General features: G+C 71.1%; 24 protein-coding genes. 14 read left to right on the top strand and 10 right to left on the bottom strand.

Going from position 1 to position 23,770, the window contains the following annotated elements:
* Positions 1-27: 27 nt before the first annotated feature.
* A complete protein-coding gene (locus ACTWPP_RS15735; protein ID WP_443104968.1) occupies positions 28-180 on the bottom strand; it encodes a hypothetical protein in 153 nt (50 codons plus the stop codon).
* Between the two features lie 296 nt (positions 181-476).
* Complete coding sequence (locus ACTWPP_RS15730; protein WP_443104967.1) at positions 477-971, bottom strand: MaoC family dehydratase; 495 nt, start codon at positions 969-971, stop codon at positions 477-479.
* A 683-nt stretch (positions 972-1,654) separates the two neighbouring features.
* Between ACTWPP_RS15730 and ACTWPP_RS15725 the strand changes: the two genes are divergently transcribed.
* Positions 1,655-2,029, top strand: coding sequence for a hypothetical protein (locus ACTWPP_RS15725; RefSeq protein WP_443104966.1), 375 nt, complete (start codon positions 1,655-1,657; stop codon positions 2,027-2,029).
* A gap of 24 nt (positions 2,030-2,053) precedes the next feature.
* On the opposite strand, the gene pcrA is transcribed toward ACTWPP_RS15725, so the two are convergent.
* Positions 2,054-4,309: a DNA helicase PcrA gene (gene pcrA, locus ACTWPP_RS15720; RefSeq protein WP_443104965.1), complete on the bottom strand. Its 2,256-nt coding sequence runs from the start codon at positions 4,307-4,309 to the stop codon at positions 2,054-2,056.
* Between the two features lie 275 nt (positions 4,310-4,584).
* On the opposite strand from pcrA, the gene ACTWPP_RS15715 reads away from it, so the two are divergent.
* Both ACTWPP_RS15715 and ACTWPP_RS15710 read left to right on the top strand, forming a co-directional pair.
* Complete coding sequence (locus tag ACTWPP_RS15715; RefSeq protein ID WP_443104964.1) at positions 4,585-6,045, top strand: hypothetical protein; 1,461 nt, start codon at positions 4,585-4,587, stop codon at positions 6,043-6,045.
* Positions 6,046-6,081: 36 nt separating this feature from the next.
* Complete coding sequence (locus tag ACTWPP_RS15710) at positions 6,082-6,426, top strand: hypothetical protein (RefSeq protein WP_443104963.1); 345 nt, start codon at positions 6,082-6,084, stop codon at positions 6,424-6,426.
* A gap of 101 nt (positions 6,427-6,527) precedes the next feature.
* Here the strand turns inward: ACTWPP_RS15710 and dhaM are convergent, their stop codons facing one another.
* From dhaM to dhaK, 3 genes are read right to left on the bottom strand one after another with little or no spacing between them, the layout of a single operon-like run.
* Positions 6,528-6,914: a dihydroxyacetone kinase phosphoryl donor subunit DhaM gene (gene dhaM, locus ACTWPP_RS15705; RefSeq protein ID WP_443104962.1), complete on the bottom strand. Its 387-nt coding sequence runs from the start codon at positions 6,912-6,914 to the stop codon at positions 6,528-6,530.
* 5 nt (positions 6,915-6,919) lie between these two features.
* On the bottom strand, positions 6,920-7,666 hold the full coding sequence (gene dhaL, locus ACTWPP_RS15700; protein ID WP_443104961.1) for a dihydroxyacetone kinase subunit DhaL: 747 nt from the start codon (positions 7,664-7,666) through the stop codon (positions 6,920-6,922).
* Positions 7,663-8,658, bottom strand: a complete 996-nt coding sequence (gene dhaK / locus ACTWPP_RS15695) for a dihydroxyacetone kinase subunit DhaK (RefSeq protein WP_443104960.1) — start codon at positions 8,656-8,658, stop codon at positions 7,663-7,665. The genes dhaL and dhaK overlap by 4 nt, the downstream gene beginning before the upstream one ends.
* A 157-nt stretch (positions 8,659-8,815) precedes the next feature.
* Here dhaK and ACTWPP_RS15690 point away from each other — a divergent pair, with 157 nt between their 5' ends.
* From ACTWPP_RS15690 to ACTWPP_RS15680, 3 genes are all read left to right on the top strand, one after another.
* Complete coding sequence (locus tag ACTWPP_RS15690) at positions 8,816-9,817, top strand: nucleoside hydrolase (RefSeq protein ID WP_443104959.1); 1,002 nt, start codon at positions 8,816-8,818, stop codon at positions 9,815-9,817.
* A 193-nt stretch (positions 9,818-10,010) separates the two neighbouring features.
* Entirely contained in the window at positions 10,011-10,694 is a 684-nt protein-coding gene (locus ACTWPP_RS15685; RefSeq protein WP_443105119.1) for a PIG-L deacetylase family protein, read from the top strand.
* Between the two features lie 158 nt (positions 10,695-10,852).
* On the top strand, positions 10,853-11,281 hold the full coding sequence (locus tag ACTWPP_RS15680; protein ID WP_443104958.1) for an SRPBCC family protein: 429 nt from the start codon (positions 10,853-10,855) through the stop codon (positions 11,279-11,281).
* On the opposite strand, the gene ACTWPP_RS15675 is transcribed toward ACTWPP_RS15680, so the two are convergent.
* The 3 genes from ACTWPP_RS15675 to ACTWPP_RS15665 all read right to left on the bottom strand — a co-directional run bounded on the left by ACTWPP_RS15675 (position 11,179) and on the right by ACTWPP_RS15665 (position 14,138).
* A complete protein-coding gene (locus ACTWPP_RS15675; RefSeq protein WP_443104957.1) occupies positions 11,179-11,907 on the bottom strand; it encodes a DUF4190 domain-containing protein in 729 nt (242 codons plus the stop codon). The two genes, ACTWPP_RS15680 and ACTWPP_RS15675, sit on opposite strands and share 103 nt — an antisense overlap.
* A gap of 285 nt (positions 11,908-12,192) precedes the next feature.
* A complete protein-coding gene (locus tag ACTWPP_RS15670; RefSeq protein WP_443104956.1) occupies positions 12,193-12,834 on the bottom strand; it encodes a LuxR C-terminal-related transcriptional regulator in 642 nt (213 codons plus the stop codon).
* A 164-nt stretch (positions 12,835-12,998) separates the two neighbouring features.
* A complete protein-coding gene (locus ACTWPP_RS15665) occupies positions 12,999-14,138 on the bottom strand; it encodes an ATP-binding protein (RefSeq protein ID WP_443105118.1) in 1,140 nt (379 codons plus the stop codon).
* 263 nt (positions 14,139-14,401) lie between these two features.
* Between ACTWPP_RS15665 and ACTWPP_RS15660 the strand changes: the two genes are divergently transcribed.
* The 3 genes from ACTWPP_RS15660 to ACTWPP_RS15650 all read left to right on the top strand — a co-directional run bounded on the left by ACTWPP_RS15660 (position 14,402) and on the right by ACTWPP_RS15650 (position 16,809).
* Entirely contained in the window at positions 14,402-15,790 is a 1,389-nt protein-coding gene (locus tag ACTWPP_RS15660) for a PspC domain-containing protein (RefSeq protein ID WP_443104955.1), read from the top strand.
* Positions 15,783-16,040 carry a hypothetical protein gene (locus tag ACTWPP_RS15655; RefSeq protein ID WP_443104954.1) on the top strand — a complete coding sequence of 86 codons (258 nt, stop codon included), beginning with the start codon at positions 15,783-15,785 and terminating at the stop codon, positions 16,038-16,040. The genes ACTWPP_RS15660 and ACTWPP_RS15655 overlap by 8 nt, the downstream gene beginning before the upstream one ends.
* A gap of 70 nt (positions 16,041-16,110) precedes the next feature.
* Positions 16,111-16,809 carry a TetR/AcrR family transcriptional regulator gene (locus ACTWPP_RS15650; protein ID WP_443104953.1) on the top strand — a complete coding sequence of 233 codons (699 nt, stop codon included), beginning with the start codon at positions 16,111-16,113 and terminating at the stop codon, positions 16,807-16,809.
* A gap of 58 nt (positions 16,810-16,867) precedes the next feature.
* Here ACTWPP_RS15650 and ACTWPP_RS15645 read toward each other — a convergent pair whose 3' ends face one another.
* Positions 16,868-17,308 (bottom strand): cysteine dioxygenase, encoded by a 441-nt coding sequence (locus ACTWPP_RS15645; RefSeq protein ID WP_443104952.1) that lies wholly within the window; start codon positions 17,306-17,308, stop codon positions 16,868-16,870.
* Between the two features lie 247 nt (positions 17,309-17,555).
* Here ACTWPP_RS15645 and ACTWPP_RS15640 point away from each other — a divergent pair, with 247 nt between their 5' ends.
* The 5 genes from ACTWPP_RS15640 (at position 17,556) to ACTWPP_RS15620 (ending at position 23,742) form a co-directional block, all read left to right on the top strand.
* On the top strand, positions 17,556-19,130 hold the full coding sequence (locus ACTWPP_RS15640; RefSeq protein ID WP_443104951.1) for an alkaline phosphatase D family protein: 1,575 nt from the start codon (positions 17,556-17,558) through the stop codon (positions 19,128-19,130).
* 38 nt (positions 19,131-19,168) lie between these two features.
* Complete coding sequence (locus ACTWPP_RS15635; RefSeq protein WP_443104950.1) at positions 19,169-19,513, top strand: hypothetical protein; 345 nt, start codon at positions 19,169-19,171, stop codon at positions 19,511-19,513.
* A gap of 412 nt (positions 19,514-19,925) precedes the next feature.
* Entirely contained in the window at positions 19,926-20,468 is a 543-nt protein-coding gene (locus ACTWPP_RS15630) for a (2Fe-2S)-binding protein (RefSeq protein WP_443104949.1), read from the top strand.
* Entirely contained in the window at positions 20,465-22,888 is a 2,424-nt protein-coding gene (locus ACTWPP_RS15625) for a xanthine dehydrogenase family protein molybdopterin-binding subunit (RefSeq protein WP_443104948.1), read from the top strand. Before ACTWPP_RS15630 ends, ACTWPP_RS15625 begins: the two co-directional genes overlap by 4 nt.
* Positions 22,885-23,742 carry an FAD binding domain-containing protein gene (locus ACTWPP_RS15620; RefSeq protein WP_443104947.1) on the top strand — a complete coding sequence of 286 codons (858 nt, stop codon included), beginning with the start codon at positions 22,885-22,887 and terminating at the stop codon, positions 23,740-23,742. The genes ACTWPP_RS15625 and ACTWPP_RS15620 overlap by 4 nt, the downstream gene beginning before the upstream one ends.
* The last annotated feature ends 28 nt before the right edge of the window (positions 23,743-23,770 follow it).

The raw sequence follows: 23,770 nt of genomic DNA, 5'->3' as shown, positions 1-23,770 counted from the left end.
CCGTCCGGCTCGGCGGTGCCCGGCGGCTCATGTGGCGATGGCCGGCCGGTACTCGGCGATCCGCCGCATCACCCGCATCTCGTTGACGAAACGGCGCTGCGCCCTTTCGTCTCTGGCCAGGTGGGCGAGCAGGACCTTGACCGCGACCTTCCGGCCGGAGGCGTCCTCGGCGAGGTGCACGTGGCCTGCTTGACCGCGTACGACTGCAGGAGCTCACGGGCCGTCGCCTCGTCCACGATCGTGCGTCCCCACGGGATGTAGTGGTCGATGTCCTTGCGGACCCGGTCCACATGCTCGGCGAACTCGGCCGCCTGCCACGGCTCCAGCGGACGTAGCTCGGCGTCGTCGGCGAGGTGGCGAGGTGGCGAGCATGGGGCCCTCCCGAATACATACCGAACGTTCGTTATGTATTTTACGGAATGCCGCCCGAGAGGTGATCACGACACCCCCGACGAAGCCGCGCGCAGGACGGCCGGTCAGGTGTCGCGGCGCTTGAGCATGTTCATGGGAAGGGTGTGCAGGACGAGCTGGCCGTCCTGGTTGAGGAGCTCCGCGCGGGTGTGGACGATGCCGCGATCGGGCTTGGAACGGGACGCGCGAGCCTCCAGGACGGTCACGCGGAGGCGGAGCGCGTCACCGGGACGCACGGGCGCGGGCCAGCGAAGCTCGTCCACGCCGGGTGAGGCGAGGCTGGCGACCCGGGACAGGAAGTGGTCGGCGAACAGCCGCATCATGATCGAGCCGGTGTGCCAGCCGCTTGCGATGATCCCCTTGAACGGCCCGGACGCCGCGGAGTCCGGGTCGATGTGGATGGGCTGCGGGTCGAAACGGCGGGCGAACTCGAGGATGTCAGCCTCGTCCAGCGTGACGTGGCCGTACTCGTAGGTCGTCCCGGCGACGTAGTCCTCGAAGTAGCGGTCGGTGATGGGGGTGGGGAAGTCATCGCCCAGGGCACGCGTGCTGATCGTCATGGGATCAGCATGGCGCAAGGCATACCGTCCCATTTCGGGTGGTGCCGTCCCTTGTCCCTGCTCTACCAGCCTCGGCCGGCGATCAAAGCTTCCACGTCCGCGTCCGTGAACCCGTATGTCAACGCCACGAACCAGAAGTCCTCGGCGATCGTTCTGGACGTGGTCCCGGTGAACCTTCTTTGGCGCCGCGCACGTGCACCGGAGTAGGGCGCGCCCCCGGTCTCGACGGCCTGGTGTCGGCGGGGTGTCGCTCTGGCCGACGAGGCCCGCGGCGCGAGGAGCTCAGCGTGGAACGTGAGTTGGCATCCGAGAGGCGGCCAGGGCAGGGCGAGGCGCGGTATCGCTCTGCCGAACGGACGGGTTCGGCGGTGGGACGGCAGAGCCGGGGACAGCAGCGGCCGAAGCACGCCGTGCCACGGCAGGAACGCCTCTGGTCGCCGAGCGCTCGTCCTTTCGTCGCGTTCGGCGTGGCGACCGCCCTGGCCGCCTGCTCCCTGTGGTGGGCCGTATCCGATGATCACGATCGGCCTCCGGGCACGCCGGTGCTCGTCCCTCCCGCGGCCGCTTCACCGAGCCTGGAGGCGCCTCCGGCGAGCCCCACATCGTCGGCCACGCGGGCGAGCCTCTCGCCGCCGCCTTCCCCGACGAGGTCGACCGCCGGCCCGTCCAGGCGTGCCGCGAAGGTGGACCTGACCAGCCCGGACGACGGCGACATTCTGTTCGACGACGATGACTTCACCGTCAAGGGCACCGTCGGCGGTCTAGGTGACGATGATCTGCGCATCTTCATCTTCGACGAGGACGACGAGACGTTCTATCTCGCCGACTACGGCCCGGAGGACGTCGGCGGGGACGGGCCGTGGGACATCCGCTCCACCGGCATCGGCATTGATTTCGGACGCGACGGCGACACCTATCTCGTCCAGGTGGTCCTCGCCGACCGGTCGTGCCGCCGGCGCCTGGACGGGCTGGAACTCGGCCACGATCACTATCCCGACTTCCGCGGCCTCCCGGACGGGTGCCGGGTCGGGGATCAGGTGCGCGTGGAGGAAGACTGATCGGTGCCCGCGGCCGGCCCGAGGTCAGAGTTTCTCGATGGTGGCGTAGCGGAGGACTAGCGTTCTGACGCCGTATTCGCCGCCGAAGTCGACGCTGGCCTTTTCGCCCCGGTCGTAGACGGAGACGACGGTGCCGAGGCCGAAGGCGTCGTGGGTGACCTTGTCACCTGGGGAGAGGGACGGGACGGGACGGTTGCCCGGGGAGCGGGTCCCGGGCCGGGATGCCATCTGGGCCATCGCCGACCCCGAGGTGGAGGACGCCTCGCGTTCCCATTCGACCAGGCTTTTCGGCACTTCTCCGAGGAAGCGGGACGGCGGGTTGACCTGCGGGGCGCCCCACGAGCTGCGCATAGTGGCGCGGGAGACGTAAAGGCGCTGGCGGGCGCGGGTGATGCCGACGTAGGCGAGGCGGCGTTCCTCTTCGAGTTCCTTGGGGTTGCTCATGGCGCGCAGGTGCGGGAAGACGCCGTCCTCCATGCCGGTGAGGAACACGACGGGGAATTCGAGGCCCTTGGCGGTGTGCAGGGTCATGAGGGTGACGACGCCGTGTTCGGTTTCCTCGGGCTGTTCGCCGGGCGGGACGGGGTTGCCCTTGGCGCCTCCGGGAATGGAGTCGGCGTCGGCGACCAGGGCGACCTGTTCGAGGAATTCGGGGAGGCGGCCTTCGGCGGGTTCGCCGTCGAGGCGCTCTTCGAATTCGCGGGCGACGGCTTCGAGTTCCTGGAGGTTCTCGACGCGGGTCTCGTCCTGCGGGTCCTTGGACGACTGGAGTTCGACGAGGTAGCCGCTGACCTTGAGGACCTCGGCGACGAGGTCGGCGGGGGTGAGGGATTCGGCGGCCACACGGAGTTCGTCCAGGAGGGCGACGAAGTCGCGGACGGCGTTGATCGAGCGGGTGGCCATGCCGGGGACGTCCTCGGGGACCCGCAGCGCCTGCCAGAACGAGATGCGCTCGCGGGACGCGTACGCCTCGACGCACGCTTCGGCGCGGTCGCCGATGCCGCGTTTGGGGACGTTCAGGATGCGGCGCAGGGAGACGGTGTCTTCGGGGTTGGCGAGGCAGCGCAGGTAGGCGAGCAGGTCGCGGATCTCTTTGCGTTCGTAGAAGCGGACGCCGCCGACGACCTTGTAGGGCAGGCCGACGCGGATGAACACTTCTTCGAAGACTCGCGACTGGGCGTTGGTGCGGTAGAAGACGGCGACGTCACCGGGACGGGCGGTGTCGTCGTCGGTGAGGCGGTCGACCTCCCGGGCGACGAACGCGGCCTCGTCGTGTTCGTTGTCGGCCACATAGCCGGTGATCTTGTTGCCTTCGCCCTGGTCGGACCAGAGTTTCTTCGGCTTGCGGTCGGCGTTGCGTTCGATGACCGCGTTGGCCGCCGACAGGATCGTCTGCGTGGAGCGGTAGTTCTGTTCCAGGAGGATCGTGGTGGCGTCCGGGTAGTCGCGTTCGAACTCCAGGATGTTGCGGATCGTCGCGCCGCGGAACGCGTAGATCGACTGGTCGGCGTCGCCGACGACGCAGAGTTCGGCCGCGCCGACGCCCTCTACAGGGGCGGTCAGTTCCCGGACGAGTTCGTACTGCGCGTGGTTGGTGTCCTGGTATTCGTCCACGAGGACGTGCCGGAACCGGCGCCGGTAGTGCTCGGCGGCCTCCGGGAAGACCTGCAGCAGGTTGACCGTCAGCATGATCAGGTCGTCGAAGTCCATGGCGCCGGCCTGCTGGAGCCGCACCTGGTACATCTCGTACGCCTCGGCGAGCGTCTGCTCCATGTGGGTGGACGCCCGGTCCTTGAACGTCTCGTAGTCGATCAGCTCGTTCTTCAGGTTGGACACCTGGGCGCTGAACGACTTCGGCGGGTAGCGCTTGGGGTCGAGGTCGAGTTCGCGGCAGACGAGTGCCATGAGCCGGTTCGCGTCGGCCTGGTCGTAGATCGAGAAGCTGGTGGGGAAGCCGAGGCGTTTGGCCTCGCGGCGCAGGATCCGGACGCAGGCGGAGTGGAACGTCATCACCCACATGGCGCGCGAGCGGTTGCCGACGAGGGCGTCGACGCGTTCCTTCATCTCGGCGGCGGCCTTGTTGGTGAACGTGATCGCCAGGATCTGGCCGGGGTGCACGTCGCGTTCGCCGAGGAGGTGGGCGACGCGGTGGGTGAGCACCCGGGTCTTGCCCGAGCCGGCGCCCGCGACGATCAGCAGGGGGCCGCCGGAGTGCACGACGGCTGCGCGCTGCTGCGGGTTGAGGCCATCGAGCAAGGGGTGAGCTTCGGTCTTCGACATCACGTGCGAGTCTACGGCGCGGCGCGGACGTTTTCGGCGCGTCCCCCGCACGGCTGCATGTGGACAGATGGGGTGTCTTTTGAACTTCCCGGGTTGACTGGATCTCCTGACCGACGGAGCGTTTCTCTCGAACAGGGCGGACATGAGACCCGACGGACCGTCCCAGGACGGCCCGTCCCACCGGAGTGCACGGCCCCGCATTGCATGCCCGCATGTCCGCCCACGAGAGCGCAGAGTCAGCAGGACTCGCGCGCTGTAAGGGGAGGGTGGCTTCGATGACGATCCACCAGCATGACATCCACGCACAGCGGGAACCCGAACCGACGGCGGCGGAGGTTCCCGCGCAGTGGCCGGGGCGGGGGCCCCAGGCCGCCGTTCAGGGGCAGGCCGCCCCGCCCGTGCCGCGTCCGGTGCCGATCCCGGCGCCGCCGAGGACCGGCCACCGGCTGTTCGTCTACAAGCAGGACCCGTCGGTCACCGAGCTGGGCGCCCGGCTGGCCTTCATCCCGACCGTGGTGCTGAACGGCCCGGCGGACGCGCGCGTCAAGATCGAGCTGCCGGGCGTGACTCCGGTCGCGCGCAACATCAGCGGCGACTTCGTGTTCAACGCCGGTACCCCGCAGTTCGACTGCGCGCACACGTTCGCCGTCGTCCGGCAGACGATGGCGATGTACGAGCGGCACAACGGCGGCGACCCGGTCCCGTTCGCGTGGAACGGCGGCGGCAACACCGACCCCATCACGGTGTTCCCGCACGCCGCCGTGGGCGCGAACGCGTTCTACAGCCGGACGGCCAAGGCGCTGAAGTTCCTGTTCTTCACGCCGGAGGGGCAGCCGCCGTCCACGGTCGTCCACACGTGCCGGTCGCTCGACATCGTCGCGCACGAGACGGGTCACGCGCTGCTGGACGGGTTGAAGCCGGGCTGGCTGTCGGCGGGCAACCCGCCGCAGACGGGCGGCCTGCACGAGTCGTTCGGCGACCTGACGGCGATCTTCCTGGCACTGGCCCAGCCGGACCAGGCGGACGCGCTGGTGGCGCTCACCAAGGCGAACCTGCACGACAAGTCGTTCCTCGCGGACCTCGCCGAGGAATTCGGCCAGGCGCTCGGCATGCCGTCCGGGCTCCGCAACGCCGACAACGACCTGAAGCTGAGCCAGGTCGGCAACGAGGTCCACGCGATCTCGCAGGTGTTCACCGGCGCGATCTACGACGTGCTCGCCGACGTGTACGCGTTCGAGATGAGCAGGCAGCGGCGGACGAAGGACCCGGCGCTCGTGCTCATCGAGGTCGCCTCGGGGCTGTGCGCGCTGGTGTTCGACGCGATCGTCGCGTCCCCGGCGACGGGCGCGCGGTACGCGGACGTGGCGAACAAGATGCTGCAGATCTCGGCGACGCGGGGCGACCCGGCGATCTACCGGACGTTCATCCGCAACCGGTTCGCGGTCCGCGAGGTGACGACGGCGGCGACGCCGCTGACCGACCTGATGAGCGGGCAGATGAGGATGACGGACGCCGCCTACACCGGGGACGGGCAGGACGTCACCGACGTCGAGCCGTACGACGAGCAGTCGGCGAGCCTGCGGGCCGAGCAGGACAGGTCGCGGTGCTGCGGGACGCTGCAGATGCCCGAGTACGAGACCGTCGCGCCGGAGAAACTGGCCATGGGGGGCTCCCTGGAGGACGATGACATCCTCCGGGACGATCTCGACGAACTGCGCCGCGCCTTCGGCAACTGACCCGGGGGCGGGCGTCGGCGGGGAGGTGCGGACGCCATGCGGGTGAAGATCGAGAGTACCGGCGGGTTCACCGGCCGGCAGGCCGTCGTCGCGCTCTATGACACCGCCGCGCTCCCCGCCGGGTCGGCCGTGCGGATCCGGGAGGCGGTGAACGCCCTCGCCGCCGCGCAGGCACGCGGCGACGAGGGCGAGGTCGGCGCCGACCTCCCGGCGTACCGGATCACCGTCTACGAGGGTGCCGGCGGCTCGGCGGGTGGCGGCGACCCGGCGGATGCCGGCGGGGCCGGCGAGGAGACCCGCGTGTACGAGGTGCGCGGCGACCCGACGACGGGGGTGAAGTCCGTCCTCGGCACGCTCCTCGCGGGCCCGGACGCGACCTGAGCCGCGGGTCGCCGCCCGATGCCCGCCATGACGGCGAGCGGCGGCGACCCGGCGGCGACCGACTGCGGGTCGGGTTCGGATCAGCGACGGGTAGCGGCGGGTCAGCGGGTTTTGCGGTGGTCGTAGGCGGATTCGGCGGCGGCGTGGACGGCGGCGAGGTCGGCGCCCGTCGCAGCCATGGAGGCTGCGGCGACCGCGCCCTCGACCAGCGGAGCGTCCGCGAGCAGCACGTCGTCGCCGTCGGTGTCCTCGATGAGCATCCTGGCGGTGAGGACGGAACTGCCCAGGTCGGCGAGCAGCAGGACGCCGTCGCCGCCGTCCGCCGCGGCGACGGCGCCTTCCACGAGGTCGACGCTCGTGCCGAGCCCTCCTTCGGAGTCGCCTCCCGCGGGCTCCACGACGGCCTTGCCGACGCCCATGGCCCGCGCCACTTCGACGACGCCCTCCGCGAGCGTCCGGCTGTGGGAGATCACGACGATCCCGACCATCCGACTCACCCCTCCCCTGCCGCGACGTCGGCCGCGGCGACGTCGGCCAGAGCGCGCAGGATGAGGGCTGTGGAAGACGCACCGGGGTCCATGTGCCCGGTACTGCGAGGCCCCAGGTAGCTGGCCCGGCCCTTGCGCGCCTGCATCGGGACGGTCGCGTCCGCGCCCTCGGCCGCGGCTCCGGCGGCGGCGCGCACGCAGCCGGGGAGGTCGGCGCCGTCCGCCAGCGCCGCCTCGTAGGCCGTGACGGCGGGCGCCAGCGCGTCGATCATCGTCTTGTCGCCCTCGGCGGCCTTCCCGAGGTCCTGGACGCCTTCCAGCGCGGCGCGGAGCGCGGCCCCGAGCCCGGCGGCGTCCACGTCGGCGGTGTCGCCGAGCGCCTTGCCCGCGCGGCGCAGCGCCGTCCCATAGAGGGGACCGGACGCGCCGCCGGTCTTGGACACGATGGCCCGCCCGGCGGTGATGAGCACCTTCCCGGGCGGGACGTTGTCCGGCAAGGCCCCCTCGGACGTGGCGGACGTGGCGGACGTGTCTGACGTGCCTGACAGGGCTGACAGGGCGTCGGTGGCGGCGCGGAAGCCGCGGTCCATGTTGTGGCCGTGGTCGCCGTCGCCGATGGCGGCGTCAAGCCGGGTGAGCCGGTCGGCGTCGGCGGAGACCAGTTCGGCGGCGTGCCGGATCCAGGAAACGAAATCCCCCGCATTGATCGAGCCCGTGTTCGTCGAGCCTTCTTCCAGCGAGCCTTCGTTCATCGGCCCCACCGGAGCCCGGGGGTCTCGACGGGCGCGTCCCAGAGCCGGGTCAGCTCCGGCGTCAGCCGACACACGCTGATCATGCAGCCGGCCATCTCCAGGCTCGTGACGTACGGCCCGACCAGGGGACGGACGGCGGTCGCGCCGTGCCCGCCCAGCCACTCCGCCGCCGCCGCGTACGCGACGTACTGTTCGATCAGCGGGGTGCCGCCCATCCCGTTCACCAGCACGAGCACCTCGGACCCGGACAGCGGCATGTCGGCGTCGATCGCGCTGAGCGAGGCGTCCACGATCTCCGCCGCGGTGCCGATCTTGACGCGTTCGCGGCCGGGCTCGCCGTGGATCCCGATGCCGAGCTCCATCTCGTCCTCGCCCAGCTCGAACGTCGGCGTCCCGGCGGCCGGAACCGTGCACGACGACAGCGCGACACCGAACGACCGGCTGCGCTCGTTCACCTCGCGCGCCACGGCCGCGACGGCGTCCAGCGGCGCTCCTTCTTCGGCGAGCGCACCGGCGATCTTCTCCGCGAACAGCGTGGCGCCGGTGCCGCGGCGTCCCGCCGTGAAGGTGCTGTCCTCGACGGCGACGTCGTCGTCGAGGATGACGGATGTGACCTCGATGTCCTCGTCCTCGGCGAGCTCGGCGGCCATCTGGAAGTTCATGACGTCGCCGGTGTAGTTCTTGACCAGATGGACGACGCCGGCGCCGCCGTTCACCGCCATGGTCGCGGCGATGATCTGGTCGGGCACCGGGGACGTGAAGACCTCGCCGCAGCAGGCCGCGTCGAGCATCCCGTGGCCGACGAAACCGGCGTGCAGCGGCTCGTGGCCGGATCCGCCGCCCGAAACCAGGGCGACTTTTCCGGCGCGCGGTGCGTCCGCCCGCACGACCGTCCCGTTCCCCGGGTCGACCCGAAGCGAGGGATGCGCGGCGGCCAGGCCGCGCAGCGCGTCGGAGACCACGTCCGCCGGGGCGTTGATGAGTTTGCGCATGTCTCAGCTCTACCCCGGCACGGGCCCGCGTCCCAGACCCAATCGCCGATCATCATCAACGATCACCGCCGACCACCGCCGGCGGCCCCGATGCCGATCGTCCCGCCGGCCCGATATCGGGGTGCCCCGGCGCGTCGCGCGGCATTAGGTTGCACCCGTGACGAGAGCGCGAACGATCTTGTACGACTGCGATACCGGCATCGACGACGCGATAACGCTGCTGTATCTGGCTTCGCTCGTCCGGGTGGGCGAGCTGGAACTGGCCGGAGTCGGCACGGTGCACGGCAACATCGACCCGCTGACCGGCGCGCTGAACACGCTGCGCGTGCTGGAACTGGCGGGGATCAAGACGGGCCGACAAGGCGAACTGGCCGAACAAGGCGAACGAGACGGGCAGGGCGTGCCGGTCGCGGTCGGCGCCGCCCGGCCGATGGCGCAGGACGTCCACTACGCGCTGGACTGGCACGGGAGGGACGGGCTTGGCGACACGCATCTGCCCGAACCGGCGGGACGTCCCGTCGCCGAGCCGGCCGCCGCGCAGATCGTCCGGCTGGCGCGCGCCAGGCCGGGTGAGCTGACGCTGCTCGCGACGGGCCCGCTGAGCAACCTCGGGTTGGCGCTGCTCCTCGACCCTGAGCTGCCCTCACTCGTCCGCGAGGTCGTCGTCATGGGCGGCGCGTTCGACCACCCCGGAAACATCACGACGCACGCCGAGGCGAACATCTGGCACGATCCCGAGGCCGCCGACCTGGTGTTCGCGGCGGACTGGCCGGTCGTGCTGGTGCCGCTGGACGCCACGCACCCGGCCGCGGTCCACGACGACTGGCTCGACCGGCTGGCGGCGCACGACGCGGCGGCCGCCCGTTTCGCCGCCCGCATCCTTGAGTTCTACGTCGACGCCTACACGCCCACGCTGCGCCGCCGGGGCGCGGTCATCCACGACGCGCTCGCCGCGATGCTCGCGGTGGACCCGGACCTCGGCGAGTACACGCAACGCGCCGTCCGGGTGGAGCTGCGGGGCGAGCTGACGCGCGGCACGACGGTGTGGGACGCCCGGTCGCTGCCCGCCGAGGACACCCGCCGCCCCGTCCGCGTGGCCGTCGGCAGCGACGTCCCGGCGTTCCGTGAACGGCTGCTCGCCGCCGTCCTGTCCCTGTGACCGGCCGGATCGGCCGGACCGGCCCGCCCGTTCGCGGAAACCGGATCTCCGGGAGTGCCGGTGACCGTTCGCAGACCTTATTGTTGAAACTGTGATCAATGTTCTCGATGACGGTGAGCCGAGCGGAGCTCGTCCGTTGAATGGCGGCGGGCGGGGGCTGGAGGACGGTGAGGTGCGGCGGGTCCTCGCCGTGATGGCGCATCCCGACGACGTCGACTTCGGCGTGGCGGGGACGGTGGCGGGCTGGACCGACCGCGGCATCGAGGTCGTCTACGTCATGGTCACCGACGGCGACGCGGGCGGCTTCGACGATGCCGTCACGCGCAAGGAGATGGCCGTCCTGCGGCGCGAGGAGCAGCGCGCGGCGGCCAAATGCGTCGGCGTGAGCGACGTCCGGTGGCTCGGCTACTCCGACGGCCAGGTCGAGGCGACGCTGGGCCTGCGCCGCGACATCACGCGCGTGATCAGGCAGGTGCGGCCGGACCGGGTGGTGATGCCGAGCCCCGAGCGCAACTACGAGCGGATCTACCCGAGCCACCCCGACCACCGGGCGGTCGGCTCCGCCGCGCTCGACGCCGTCTACCCGGACGCCCGCAACCCGTACGCCTTCCCGGAGCTGCTCGCCGACGAGGGGCTGGACGCCTGGACGGCGCGGGAGGTGTGGCTCAGCGGCGGCCCCGTCGCGAACCATTACGTCGACATCACCGACCGGTTCGACCGGAAGCTGAACGCGCTGCGCGCCCACGTCAGCCAGACCGGGCACATGGGGGACGGGCTGGCAGAGATGCTGCGCGGCTGGCTGTCGGCCAACGCCGCGGAGGCGGGCCTCCCCGAGGGCCGTCTCGCCGAGTCGTTCCAGGTCATCGACACAGCCTGAGCAGGCACCCGGGCGATCACGCCTGAGCGAGCACAGCTCCACCACCGCGGTTCAAGCGGCGGAGACCCCTGTTGTCACGTTCCAAAATCAATCGCCCACAAGCCGTAGTCGACCTCGGATCGGGCATGTACCGCATGTGACGGAACTCGGGGGATGTCATGCCGCATGAGATCGAGGCCACCGCCACCTCCTGCGCCGCGCCGGAAGTGATCTTCAAGCATCTGTGCGTGGCGGAGGCGTGGCGCGAATGGGGCGGATTCTGGGTCCGCGGGAGGCGGGAGTCCGCGGGCGAGGATCATCCGAACGGGATCGGCGCCGTCCGGTGCGTCCCGCCCTGGCGGGAAGAGGTCGTCGCCTGGGACCCGCCGCGTCATTACGGCTACATCGCTCTGGCGGGGGCGCGGCGTGCGGAGCGCGGGGCAAGGGCTGAGGGGGTGCGGGTCCGGGACCGGGCGGCGGGCCGACCGCCCGTCGGGCCGGACCGTCAGGGGCGGAGCCGTCGTGTGAGCTTCGTGCCCTGGTTGGCGGCCACGGCGACGCAGGTGACGTCGCGGTCGCCCTGCCGCCACGAGTCGCTCGTGGGGTAGTAGTAGGACGTCGCGAGCGAGCGGGCCGCCGGGTCGCGGCTGAGCTTGGTCCGCATGCGCGTCTTGCATCCGGACGAGGCCAGCGCGCTCATCCGCTGGTCGGTCGGGACGATGCCGCTCGACAGCTGGAAGATCGCGACCACCTCACCGTCGTGCGGCCCGTCGCACGAGACGATCTTGACGCTCTCGACCTCGACCGGCTCCCCGTTTGTGGGGCTGTTGGTGGCGCCCTGATCGTCGTTGATGCAGTCGCCGACCTTCATCTTCTTGGCGTCCACCTCCTCCGGCTTGGTCTGGGACGTGCCGGGCAGGCCACCGGCGTCGTCCGAGGACGAGCCGGACACGACGCCGCGCAGCGCGACGCCGGCGATGCCGGCGACCAGCCACAGGCACGACAGGACGATGCCGGCGACCGCGAGGCCGCGGCCCCTGGCGCCGCTGCGCCCGATCTCCCGGAGGGCGATGGTCCCGAGGATGAGCCCGAGAACGCCGAGGCAGCCGAGGAGGCCGGTCACGAAGGCGGCGACGGCGAGGCCGCTCGTCTTGTCGTTCCGGGGGCCGTAGGGAGGCCCGTAGCCGGGTCCGCCGGGCATGGGCGGCGAGCCGTAGCCCGGACCGGCCGACATGGGCGGAGGGCCGTAGCCGGGGCCTGCGGACATGGGCGGCGGCGAAGGCGGGGCCTGGGGCGGGGGCGAAGGCGGGGCCTGGGGTGGAGGCGGGGCCTGGGGCGCCGGGGAGCCGGGGCCCGGCGGTCCAGGCCAGGGGGGAGGGTAGGTCATGGGGAGCGACTGTCCCATACCCGGCAGTGAGGACGATCACCATGTACGGAAATCGATCATGACGATTCGCTCACACTTATCGGGAGAACGTTTACATGCCGCCCACGCCAGGGCATACAAATCGGCTGCCCATCAGACCAGCCGGCGGGCGGCGGCCCAGCGCGACAGCTCGTGCCGGTTGGACAGCTGAAGCTTCCGCAGCACGCTGCTCACGTGCGTCTCGACCGTCTTGACCGAGATGAACAGCTCCTTGGCGATCTCCTTGTAGGCGTAGCCGCGTGCGATCAACCGCAGCACGTCCCGTTCCCGCTGGGTGATCTGGTCCAGCTCGGGGTCGACGGCGGGCGCGTCCGTCGCGGCGAACGCGTCCAGCACGAACCCGGCGAGGCGCGGCGAGAACACGGCGTCGCCCTCGGCGACCCGGCCGATCGCGTCGGTCAGTTCCGGCCCCGAGATGGTCTTGGTGACGTAGCCGCGCGCCCCGCCCCGGACGACGCCGATCACGTCCTCCGCCGCGTCCGAAACCGACAGCGCGAGGAACTTGGACGGGACGGCGCCGTGCAGCCGCCGCAGCACCTCGATGCCTCCGCCGCCGGGCAGATGCACGTCCAGCAGCACCACGTCCGGCCGTGTGGCGCGGATCACCGAGACGGCCTCGTCGACGTCGCCCGCCTCCCCGACGATCTCGACGCCGCCGCCGAGTTCGGCCTTGACGCCGGTACGGAACATCTGGTGGTCGTCGACCAGCACGACCTTCTTCAACGGCTCGCTCACGTCCTGCTCCCTCGATGGGGGACGACCGCCCGCGCCCCCCGCTTCGCTCCACTCACGCCCTGCTCCTCCGACGGGACGATCCCCACGCCCGGGGTTCGCTCCACCTCACGCTCTGTTCCTCGATCGCGGGGGCGACCGTCCCCGCACCCCCGGGTCCGTTGCACTCACGACTTCTTGATCTCCAAGCGCACTTCGGTGCCCTCGCCCGGCTCGGTGCGGACGGTGGCCTTGCCGCCGTTGCGCTCCATACGTCCGATGATGGACTCCCGGACGCCCATCCTGTCCTCCGGGATCTGGTCGAGGTCGAATCCCTTGCCGCGGTCGCGGACGAAGATGGCGACCTCGTCGCCCTCCACCTCGGCGTACACGGATACCGACGGCGCCTCGGCGTACTTGGCGGCGTTCACCATCGCCTCACGGGCGGCCTGCAGCGCGGCGCCGAGCGGTTCGTCCAGCGCGGTGTCGCCCACGCAGACGATCTCGATCGGCACGCCGTGGTCGTCCTCGACCTCTCCCGCCGCCTCCCTGATCGCGGCGGCGAACGTCTGGTCGGGGTCGGCGCGCGGCTGGTACAGCCATGTCCGCAGCGTCCGCTCCTGGGACCGGGCGAGGCGCTGCACCTCGCGGGTGTCGTGCGCGTTCCGCTGGATGAGGGTCAGCGTGTGCAGCACCGAGTCGTGAATGTGCGCGGCCAGCTCGGCGCGCTCCTGGGACCGGATCCGCTCGTGCCGCTCGGTGTCCAGGTCCTGCCAGAGCCGCACCACCCACGGCGTCACGATCACCGCGACCCCGCTGAGGATGATCAGCATGGCGATGACGACCGACCGCGCCTGGGCGGCCTCCACGTTCTGCACCACGACGCCGCCGATGCCGCCGACGACCAGCAGCAGGCCGAGCAGGCTGCGCAGCCACCGCTCCCGGAGCGGGAGCGTCCACCGCTGCCGCTGGTCGCGGTCGGCCTGCTGCCACAGGATCGCCGCGCCGACACCGCCGATGACGAACGGCCACAGCGCCCACTGGACGACCCCGGCCGCGCCCCACGGCAGCGCCGCCAGGCCCAGCGTGACCGCCGCGTAGACCAGCAGCTGGCCCCAGTCGCGGCCACGACGGCGACCGGTCGCCCGCTCGGGCTTCTCGGGGGCGGGCACCAGGATCCAGAACGCGGCGTAGGCGGCGACGCCGAGCCCGCTCGCCATCGTCAGCAGCACGAACGCCGCGCGGACGATCACGACGTCCACGCCGAGGTGCCCGGCCAGGCCGCGGCACACACCGGCGACGAGCTTGCCGTCCGCGGCGCGCTCCAGCCGCGGCGCCGCCGCCGGCGTCGCGCCCGCCTGCCCGCCCGCCTGCCCGCCCGCCTGTGCGGGCGGCACCCCCGGCCGCGCGGTACCGGGCTGCCCGGCCGTCTGCTCGCTCACCGCCGTCCTTCCCATGGTTCTGCCACGTCATCGATCGTCACACGCGCGGCCGTGATCCGCATCAGGGCCTCACCCCAGGCTTACCTCAGGGTCGGATCAGGGACGTCCCGGATACCGTGTGCGGGACGCGGCGCGTCACGATGGTGAGCATGAGCGAGGAGCATGACGTCGGGAACGGCGTCAGGAACGACGCCGGGAACGACACGGGGCACGCTGGGCACACGGAACACAAAGGCGGCGCCGGCGGCTACGAGCGGCTTGCGCGCGACACCGAACGCCGCGTCCTGGCCGGCGTGTGCACCGGGCTCGGACGCTACACCGGCATCGATCCCGTCGTCTTCCGTGTGGGGTTCGGGCTTCTGGTCCTCGCGCACGGCCAGGGCATCTTCCTCTACATCGCGGCTGTGCTGCTGATGCCAGGAAGCCCTGGCGAGTCGTCGCTCGCGGAGCAGTTCTTCAAGCGGTGGTTCGACGGCGCGGCCGTGCTGACGATCCTCGGCGCGCTGCTGTGCGCGGGCGTCGTGTTCAGCCTTTTCGGCGGCGTCCCCACCGACGCGATCGCGGCTCTGGTGGTGTTCGGGCTGGTGCTGCTCGTCGCGCACTCGCGTGGCGTGAACCTGGTGGCCGCCGCGCGGTCCGTCCCGGAGCGGCTGTCCGGGCATCCGCCGGAGCCTTCCGCGGAGTGGACGCGTTCCGCGAACGCCACCGTCGGCAGCGTCTCCCTGTACAAGGACACGCACACCGATGCCCCGCCTCGAACGCGCGGCGGCGGCCTGCCCGAGGGCATGGTCGACCTCGCCGCCTACAGCGCCGCGCACTCGGCCGCGCAGGCCGACGCGCTCTTGGACGACGCGCGCCTGGACGACGACACCGCGCCACCCGCGGCGGCACCGGCGAAGCGGCACGGCTGCGGGCGCTCCCCCGCCGGGCGCTCGCCCGCGGCGACGATCACGCTGCTGGCCGCCATGGCCGCGGGCGCGGCGATGATCCCGGTCGCGCAGCCGTATCCCGCCCCGGACTCCTGGCTGATCGTCATGGCCCCCGCGCTCGCGGTCATCGGGTTCGGCCTCGTCCTCGGCGGCTGGTTCCGGACGCGGGGCCTCGCGACCGCCGGCACCGTCCTGACGCTCGCCATGCTGACCACGGCGGTCGCGGGCGAGATGCCGCGCAACGCCGAGTACGGGGAGGTCGAATGGCGTCCCATGGACGCCGCCCAGACCGGCCAGGAGTACAAGGTCGGCGTCGGGCAGGGGACGCTCGACCTCACCGCCCTCCCCGTCGCCGCCGGGCAGCGCGTCACGATCAACGCCCAGGTGACGCTCGGCGGGCTCGAGGTCAAGGTGCCGCCCGCCGCGCGCGTCATGGTGGACGCGAAGATCGCGCTGGGCGACCTGCGCGTCGGCAGCAAGACGACCAGCGGCCCGAACGTCAGGAGCACCCAGGTCATGGAGCCCGAGGGAAGACCCGGCGAGAACCCCCCGGTGATCGTCCTGCGGATACGCGGGAAGATCGGAGACGTGGACGTGCGCCGTGGCTGAGCGACGGGACCCTGAACGACAGGGCGTTGAGGGGCAGGGCGCCGGGCGGCGCGGGCGGCGCCGGTTCGATCCGGCCGGGCCCGTCACCGGGCTGTTCTTCCTCGTCCTCGCGGCCCTGTTCCTGGCGGACGGCCTGTCCGACGAGCGGGTCCTGGCGCCCGCGACGCTGGCCCCGGTTGTGCTGATCGGCCTCGGCCTGGTCGGGACCGTCCGGGTGCTGACCCGCTCACGCCGCCGCGAGCTGCGCTGACCCGGTCTCCCCGCGCGCAGCGGACGGGAAGTAATCTGACCTCGACGGCAGGTGATCAGAGCGAGGTCGGATGTCAGGTCAGCCCGGCACGCCGGAGGCGAGCGGCACGGACGTGCTGCCCGGTTCCCGTTCCGCGCTGGACCCGGACCGCGCGATCAAGCCGGGGCGGCACGGCCTGTCCCCCGAGACCGTCGCCGGCATCCAGCGTGAGCGGCTCATCGACGCGTTCGTCCAGGTCGTGTCGGAACGCGGCTTCGCCCACACCACGATCAGCCGGGTCACCGAGGGCGCGGGGGTCACGAAGAAGACCTTCTACGCCCACTTCACGGACCTGGACGAGTGTTTCCTCGCCGCCTACCAGCGCGGCATGGACATCCTGCTCGCCCGCATGACGGAGGTCTACGAGGCCGCGCCGACCTGGCCGGACGGGATCCACGCGGCGCTGCGCACCATGCTCGCCGCCCTGGCCCGCGAGCCGCGGTTCGCGCGGGCCTCACTGGTGGAGGTGAACGCGGCGGGGCCGCGGGTCCGGCAGGCGCGCATCGACAACCTCACCCGGTTCCGCGCCTTCTTCGCCGACCCGTCCCTGGCCTCCGTCCCGGTCGCCGTGGTGGACGCGATCGTCGGCGGCATCTACAGCGCGATCCACGTCCAGATGGAGACGGGCGAGGCGGAGGAACTGCCTTCGCTGCTGCCGTCCCTCACCTATTTCGTGCTGCTTCCCCTCATCGGCCGCGAGGCGGCGTCCCCGTACCTGTCCGAGACCTGACGCGCCACACGGGCCGGGAGCCGGGACGCCCGGGAGCGCGCCATCCGAGCGGCTGGCGTCAGAGGGGCTGGCGTCCGTTTGGGGGCGTGGCTTCCGAGGGAGCCGCCGCGCCTGCGTGCAGGCTGACGGCGAACGCCGGACCCGGGTTCGTCAGTGCGCGCCGTCCCCCGTGCACCCGCACCCGGTTGGCGCGCAGCGGACGTTCGGTGACGCCGTCCGGCGTGATCGTCACCTCCGCCAGCTCACCGGCGATCAGCGTGCTGACCTGCCCGTGAATCGTGCCGCCGTGGCCGGGCGGCCATGTGGTGAGCCACACCCGGTCGTCGAGCCGGACGTGCACCGGGCGTTCGGCGTCGAAGCCGACGAGCCACCACCACTCGCCGGGCCGGCCGGCGAGGTCGCGGACACGGCCGGCGAGCTGCCCCACCGTGGGAGGACGGGCGGTGACGGCGCGGCCGTGCGGATCGTCCTGGCCACGCATGGTGAGATCGGGAACCACGGAAAGGTCCTTCGTGTACGTGTGTCGGCTGGAAAGAGTCGGGAATCAGCGACAACACGAAGGACACAGCGCGCTGGCCACGCGGCCCAAGGCCACGGGGCTGTCGAGAAAGACTCGCGCTGACACGCATATAAGAAGACACTCGGTAACCAACGGTTGTCAAGTTGAACACCGGGATGCCACCCGGAGTCCGCCCGGCCCCGAGAGCATTCGGCACGGAAATGGATCAAGGGAACGGAGTTCCGCCATGGACCGTCGAAGCGTGCTGCGCGGTGGCCTCGCCACGACCGGCGGGGCGGCGCTCGCCCTGCTCACCGGGGGCGGGTCGGCGTCCGCCCGCGCTCCCGGGCCGGGGCCGGCGCTGCTCGGGCGGGGCCGCCCGCGCCTGACGCACGGCGTGCAGAGCGGTGATGTGACCGCCCGTGAGGCCGTGGTGTGGGCGCGTTCCGACCGTCCCGCCCGGATGCTGGTGGAGGTGAGCCGCCGCCCGGACTTCCGGCACGCCCACACGGTCCGCGGGCCCGTCCTCACCCCGGACACGGACCTGACCGGCAAGACGTTCCTGCGCGGCCTCCCGTCCGGTGAGGAGCTGCACTACCGCGTCCGGCTGGCGGGTCTCGACCGCCACTCGGACGTCTCGGAACCGGTCGCGGGCCGCATCCGGACCGCGCCGGGGCACCACGCAGGGCCCCGCCACGGTCGCGGCATCCGGTTCGTCTGGTCGGGCGACCTCGCGGGCCAGGGCTGGGGCATCAACCCGGAGCTCGGCGGCTACCGCATCTTCAAGGCGATGGGCGCGGTCGATCCCGACTTCTTCCTGTGCAGCGGCGACCTCGTCTACTCCGACGGTCCCCTCAGCGAGACGGTGCGGCTCCCGGACGGCCGCACGTGGCGCAACATCGTCACGCCCGAGAAGTCGGCCGTCGCGCAGACCGTCGCCGAATACCGGGGCCAGTTCCGCTACAACCTGGAGGACGCCAATCTGCGGGCGTTCAACGCCCACGTCCCGATGCTCTACCAGTGGGACGACCACGAAACCGTCAACAACTGGTATCCGGGCGAAATCCTCGACCTTCCCCAGTACACCGAGAAGCGTGTGGACGTTCTGGCCGCCCGCGCCCGCAGGGCGATGTTCGAGTACACCCCGGTCAGAACGGCGCGCCCCGGCCGCCTCTACCGGAAGATCTCGTATGGGCCGCTGCTGGACGTCTTCATGCTCGACATGCGGTCCTACAAGAACGCGAACGACGCCAACACCTCCCCGTCCCAGCGGGAGGGTCTCCTGGGCGCCGAACAGTCGGCGTGGCTCAAGCACGAGCTTCGCCGCTCGAACGCCACCTGGAAGGTCATCGCGGCCGATCTGCCCATCGGCCTGATCGTCCCCGACGGCACCGCCCAGGAAGGCGCCGCCCAGGGCGACGACGGCGTCCCGCTGGGCCGCGAACACGAGATCGCGGACCTGCTCTCCTACGCCAAGCGTCACCGTGTCCGGAACATGGTCTGGCTCACGGCCGACGTCCACTACACGGCCGCCCACTACTACGACCCCTCGAAGGCCGCCTTCTCCGACTTCGACCCCTTCTGGGAGTTCGTCTCGGGTCCCCTCAACGCGGGTGGCTTCGGGCCCGGCAAGCTCGACGGGACGTTCGGGGCCACGCCCAAGTTCGTCCAGGCGCCGCCGCACGCGAACACGTCCCCCGCCGAGGGCTTCCAGTTCTTCGGTGAGGTCGAGATCGACGCGGACACCGCGACCCTGACCGTCCGCCTCAGGGACCTGGACGGCAAGACCCTCCACACCCAGGCCCTCAACCCCCGCCGTTGACGGTCGCGCCGACGGCGGCGCATGGCACCATCGTCGGCGTGAAACGCGCATATGCCTTGCCGGGTCTCTGCCTGTCGCTGGTGCTCTGCCTCGTCCTGTCGGGCTGCTCGAACAGCGCCGAGGATCAGAAGGCCGACTGCGCGAGGATCGCGTCGGCCCTCTCGGAGACGGCGGACCCGAACGCGGAGCAGGTTCTCGCCGCACTGCGCAAGGTCCGCCCGACCCTGAAGGACGACGATCTCGCCGAACATGTCGACACGGTCATCGCGTCGGGCGGCAAGGACGTCGCCTCCGGTGGCGAGCACCCGATGTCGGACGAGGAGACCCTCCGTTTCGCGGAGGCCGCCGAGAAGATCCGCGACGCCTGCGACCTCAGCGGCTGAGGATCAGATACGCGATCCAGGTGAGGACGAGGGTCACGACCAGCGACCCCAGACATCCCAGGCGAGAAGAGAAAAAGAAGAACATACGCGCCCCCTACCCCGGAATCCCCGCTCATCGCCTGCCCGGTATCGACCCGTGGGGGCAGGCGGCACGGCGGTGGGACGGTGTCGCCGGCGACGGCATCGTCGGGCCCGAGACCAGGCGGGTTCTGCTTCGCGTGCCCTGGTGACCATCGTTCGCTCAGCCGTCGGTAAACAACCGACGTCGGGGGCTAGTACGGGATTCAACCGCGGCATAGGTTCGTATGGTCGCCTTCCACGGAGGGGGCCCCGATGACGTGGCCGGACCAGCGAGCCCCACCCGGGGAACGTCTTTCTCGAGTCCATCCCGAGACGTCCCTGGGAGAAACGCATGCCACGTATCCGAGTCGAAGTCGACGGCGCGACGTATGAAGACGACGTCGAACCGCGCCTGCTTCTGGTTCACTATCTGCGCGAACGGCTGGGGAAGGTCGGCACCCCCGTAGGGTGCGACACCAGCAACTGCGGAGCCTGCACCGTCCTGATGGACGGGATGAGCGTGAAGAGCTGCTCCGTGCTCGCCGTCCAGGCGGACGGCAGTGACGTGACGACCGTCGAGGGCCTGGGCATCGACGGCACCACCGTCCTCCAGCCCCCGCCCACCACCATTCAAACGACGAGCTCCGCTCGGGTGCATCCGATGCAGCGCGCCTTTCACGAGGAGCACGCGCTCCAGTGCGGTTACTGCACGCCCGGCATGATCATGGCGTCTCTCGATCTGCTGCGGGAGAACGCCGACCCGTCCGAGGAAGAGGTCCGGGACGGGCTGGAGGGGAACCTGTGCCGGTGCACGGGCTACCAGAACATCGTCAAGGCCGTCCGGCGTGCCGCGAGCGAGATGCGCGACCCCGCGGGGCAGGAGGTGACGCCGTGACCGTTCAGGAGGGCGACGCCGTGACCACGCGGGAGGTCGGCTCCCCGCGCAAGCGGTCCGAGGACGCCCGGCTCATCACCGGCCGGACGAAGTGGACCGACAACATGACGCCGGCGGGGACGCTGCACGTGGCGTATCTGCGCAGCCCGTACGCGCACGCGCGGATCTCCCGCGTCGACACGTCCCAGGCGAAGAACAGCCCCGGGGTGGTCGCCGTGTTCAGCGGCGAGGATCTGGCCGACGAGCAGGGGTCGCTGCCGTGCGCGTGGGTCGTCACGGACGACATGAAGCATCCGGACCATCCGCCGATGGCGGTGAACGAGGTCCGGTACGTCGGTGAGCCGGTGGCGTGCGTGGTGGCCCGCGACAAGTACGCGGCCGTCGACGCCCTGGAAGAGATCGACATCGACTACGAGCCGCTGCCCGCGGTCGTGAACATGGAGGCGGCCATAGCGGGAGGCGCCGACCTCGTCCACGAAGACCTGGGGACGAACAAGTCCTACACGTGGGTGTTCGAGAACGGGGATCTGGACGCCGCGATGCGGGACGCCCCGGTCGTCATCGAGCGCAAGTACGTCCAGCAGAGGCTCATCCCAACGGCGATGGAGCCGCGGTCGGTTCTGTGCGTCCCGGATGGGGACGACTTCACGTTGTACTCGGCCACCCAGATCCCGCACATCCTGCGGCTGATGCTGGCAACCGTCACCGGGATCCCCGAGCACCACATCCGGGTCGTCGCACCGGACGTCGGCGGCGGCTTCGGCTCGAAACTGCAGGTGTACGGGGAGGAGGTCATCGCGCTGCTGCTCGCCCGCAGGCTCGGCCGTCCCGTCAAGTGGACGGAGTCGCGCAGCGAAGGCAACATGACCGTCCACCACGGACGCGACCAGATACAGCGGCTCACGCTCGCCGCAGAACGGGACGGACGGATCCGCGGCCTGAAGGTGGATCTGCTGGCCGACATGGGCGCGTACCTCATGCTCGTCACTCCGGGCATCCCGCTGCTAGGCGCGTTCATGTTCAACGGCATCTACAAGATGGACGCCTTGTCGTTCACGTGCACGGGGGTCTTCACGACGAAGACGCCCACGGACGCCTACCGGGGCGCGGGCCGGCCGGAGGCCACGTTCGCGATCGAGCGGATGATGGACGAACTCGCCGCCGAACTGGACGTCGACCCCATTGAGGTGCGGCGCCGCAACTGGATCGCGCACGAGGAGTTCCCGTACGAGACGATCGCGGGCCTCACGTACGACTCGGGCAACTACGAGGCGGCGACGGACAAGGCGCTGGAGCTTTTCGAGTACGACAAGCTGCGCGCCGAGCAGGCAGACCGCCGTGATCGGCAGGATCCGGTGCAGCTGGGCATCGGGGTGTCCACGTTCACCGAGATGTGCGGTCTCGCGCCGTCCCGTGTTCTGGGCTCGCTGGCCTACGGCGCTGGCGGCTGGGAGTACGCGTCGGTGCGCATGTTGCCGTCCGGCAAGGTGGAAGTGGTCACCGGTTCGTCCCCGCATGGTCAGGGCCATGCGACGGCGTGGGCGCAGATCACCGCCGACCGGCTCGGTGTGCCGTTCGAGGACGTGAAGGTCCTGCACGGCGACACGGCCATCTCGCACAAGGGCATGGACACGTACGGTTCGCGTTCACTGGCCGTGGGCGGGGTCGCGCTCTATTCGGCATGCGAAAAGGTGGTCGACAAGGCCCGCAAGGTCGCGGCGCACCTGCTGGAGGCGTCCGAACAGGACCTCGACTTCAGCGGCGGACGGTTCAGCGTCCGCGGCGTCCAGGAGGAGGGCAAGACGCTTCAGGAGGTCGCGCTTGCCGCGTTCGCCGCGCACGACCTGCCCGACGGCATCGAGCCGTCGCTGGACTCCGACGCCACGTTCGACCCGGACAACTTCTCCTTCCCGCACGGCACGCACCTGTGCGCCGCAGAGGTCGACACCGAGACGGGGATGGTGAAGCTCCGCAAGTACGTGGCGGTGGACGACGTCGGGAACGTCGTGAACCCGCTCATCGTGGAGGGGCAGGTGCACGGCGGCATCGCGCAGGGCATCGCGCAGGCCCTCTACGAGGAGGCCGTGTACGACGCGGAAGGCAACCTGACCACGACCACGATGGCCGACTACCTGGTCCCGTCGGCCGCGGACCTTCCCACGTTCACGACCGACCGCACGGAGACGCCGGCGACGTCCAACCCGATGGGCGTGAAGGGCGTCGGCGAGGCGGGCACGATCGCCTCGACACCCGCGGTCGTCAACTCGATCGTGGACGCGCTGCGCCCGCACGGCGTGCAGGACGTGCCGATGCCGTGCACGCCCGAACGCGTCTGGCGCGCGCTGCGCGCGGAATCGAAACCGCGGGCCGCCGAACCCGGTGCGGGCGGCGGACTCGGCTCGGCCGGAGGTGCACAGTGATCCCCGCGACGTTCGACTACACGCGTCCCGCCTCGGTGGACGACGCCGTCCGGGCGCTGTCCGACGCGGGCGAGGACGCCAAGGTGCTCGCCGGCGGGCAGAGCCTGATGCCGCTGCTGCGGATGCGGCTCGCCTACCCGGACTCGCTGATCGACCTCGGCCGGGTCGACGCGCTCAGGGAGATCCGCGACGAGGGCGGCTCGCTGGTGATCGGCTCGATGGCGACGCACCACCAGGTGATCCGTGATCCGCTGGTCCGCGAGCACGTGCCGCTGATCGCGGTGGCGGCGGAGACGGTCGCCGACCCGGCCGTCCGGCATCGCGGCACGTTCGGCGGGTCGCTGGCGCACGCGGACCCGGCGGGCGACCTGCCGGCCGTCGCGCTGGCGCTGGACGCGGTGTTCCTCGTCCGGTCCGTGCGCGGCGAACGGGAGATCCCCGCGTCGGAGTTCTTCGTCGACTGGATGACGTCGGCGATGGAGCCGGACGAGCTGCTCGTGGGCATCCGCGTACCGAAGCTGGGGTCCGGCTGGGGGGTGCATTACGAGAAGTTCCACCGGACGGCCCAGGCGTGGGCGATCGTCGGGGTCGCGTGCGCCGTCCGCCGCAACGGTGACGGGATCGAGGAGGCGCGCATCGCGCTGACCAACATGGGTCCGGCCCCGGTGAGGGCCGACGCGGTGGAGATCGCGGTCAGGGGCCAGTCCGCGTCGGACGACTCGTTCAGGACCGCCGCGGCGCAGGCCGCAGCGGGCACCGAGCCGCCCACCGACCTGCACGGTACGTCCGAGTACCGGACCCATCTGGCGACGGTGCTGACCGCGCGGGCGCTGAAGGCCGCCGCCGGTGCCTGACCGGGCTGCGCGCTGACGGCCGTGCGGC

Source organism: Actinomadura sp. 3N407, assembly GCF_052245875.1.
Taxonomy (GTDB): Bacteria; Actinomycetota; Actinomycetes; order Streptosporangiales; family Streptosporangiaceae; genus Spirillospora.
Note: the sequence above shows the minus strand (reverse complement) of the source record. Positions and strands in the feature narration are given on the sequence as shown.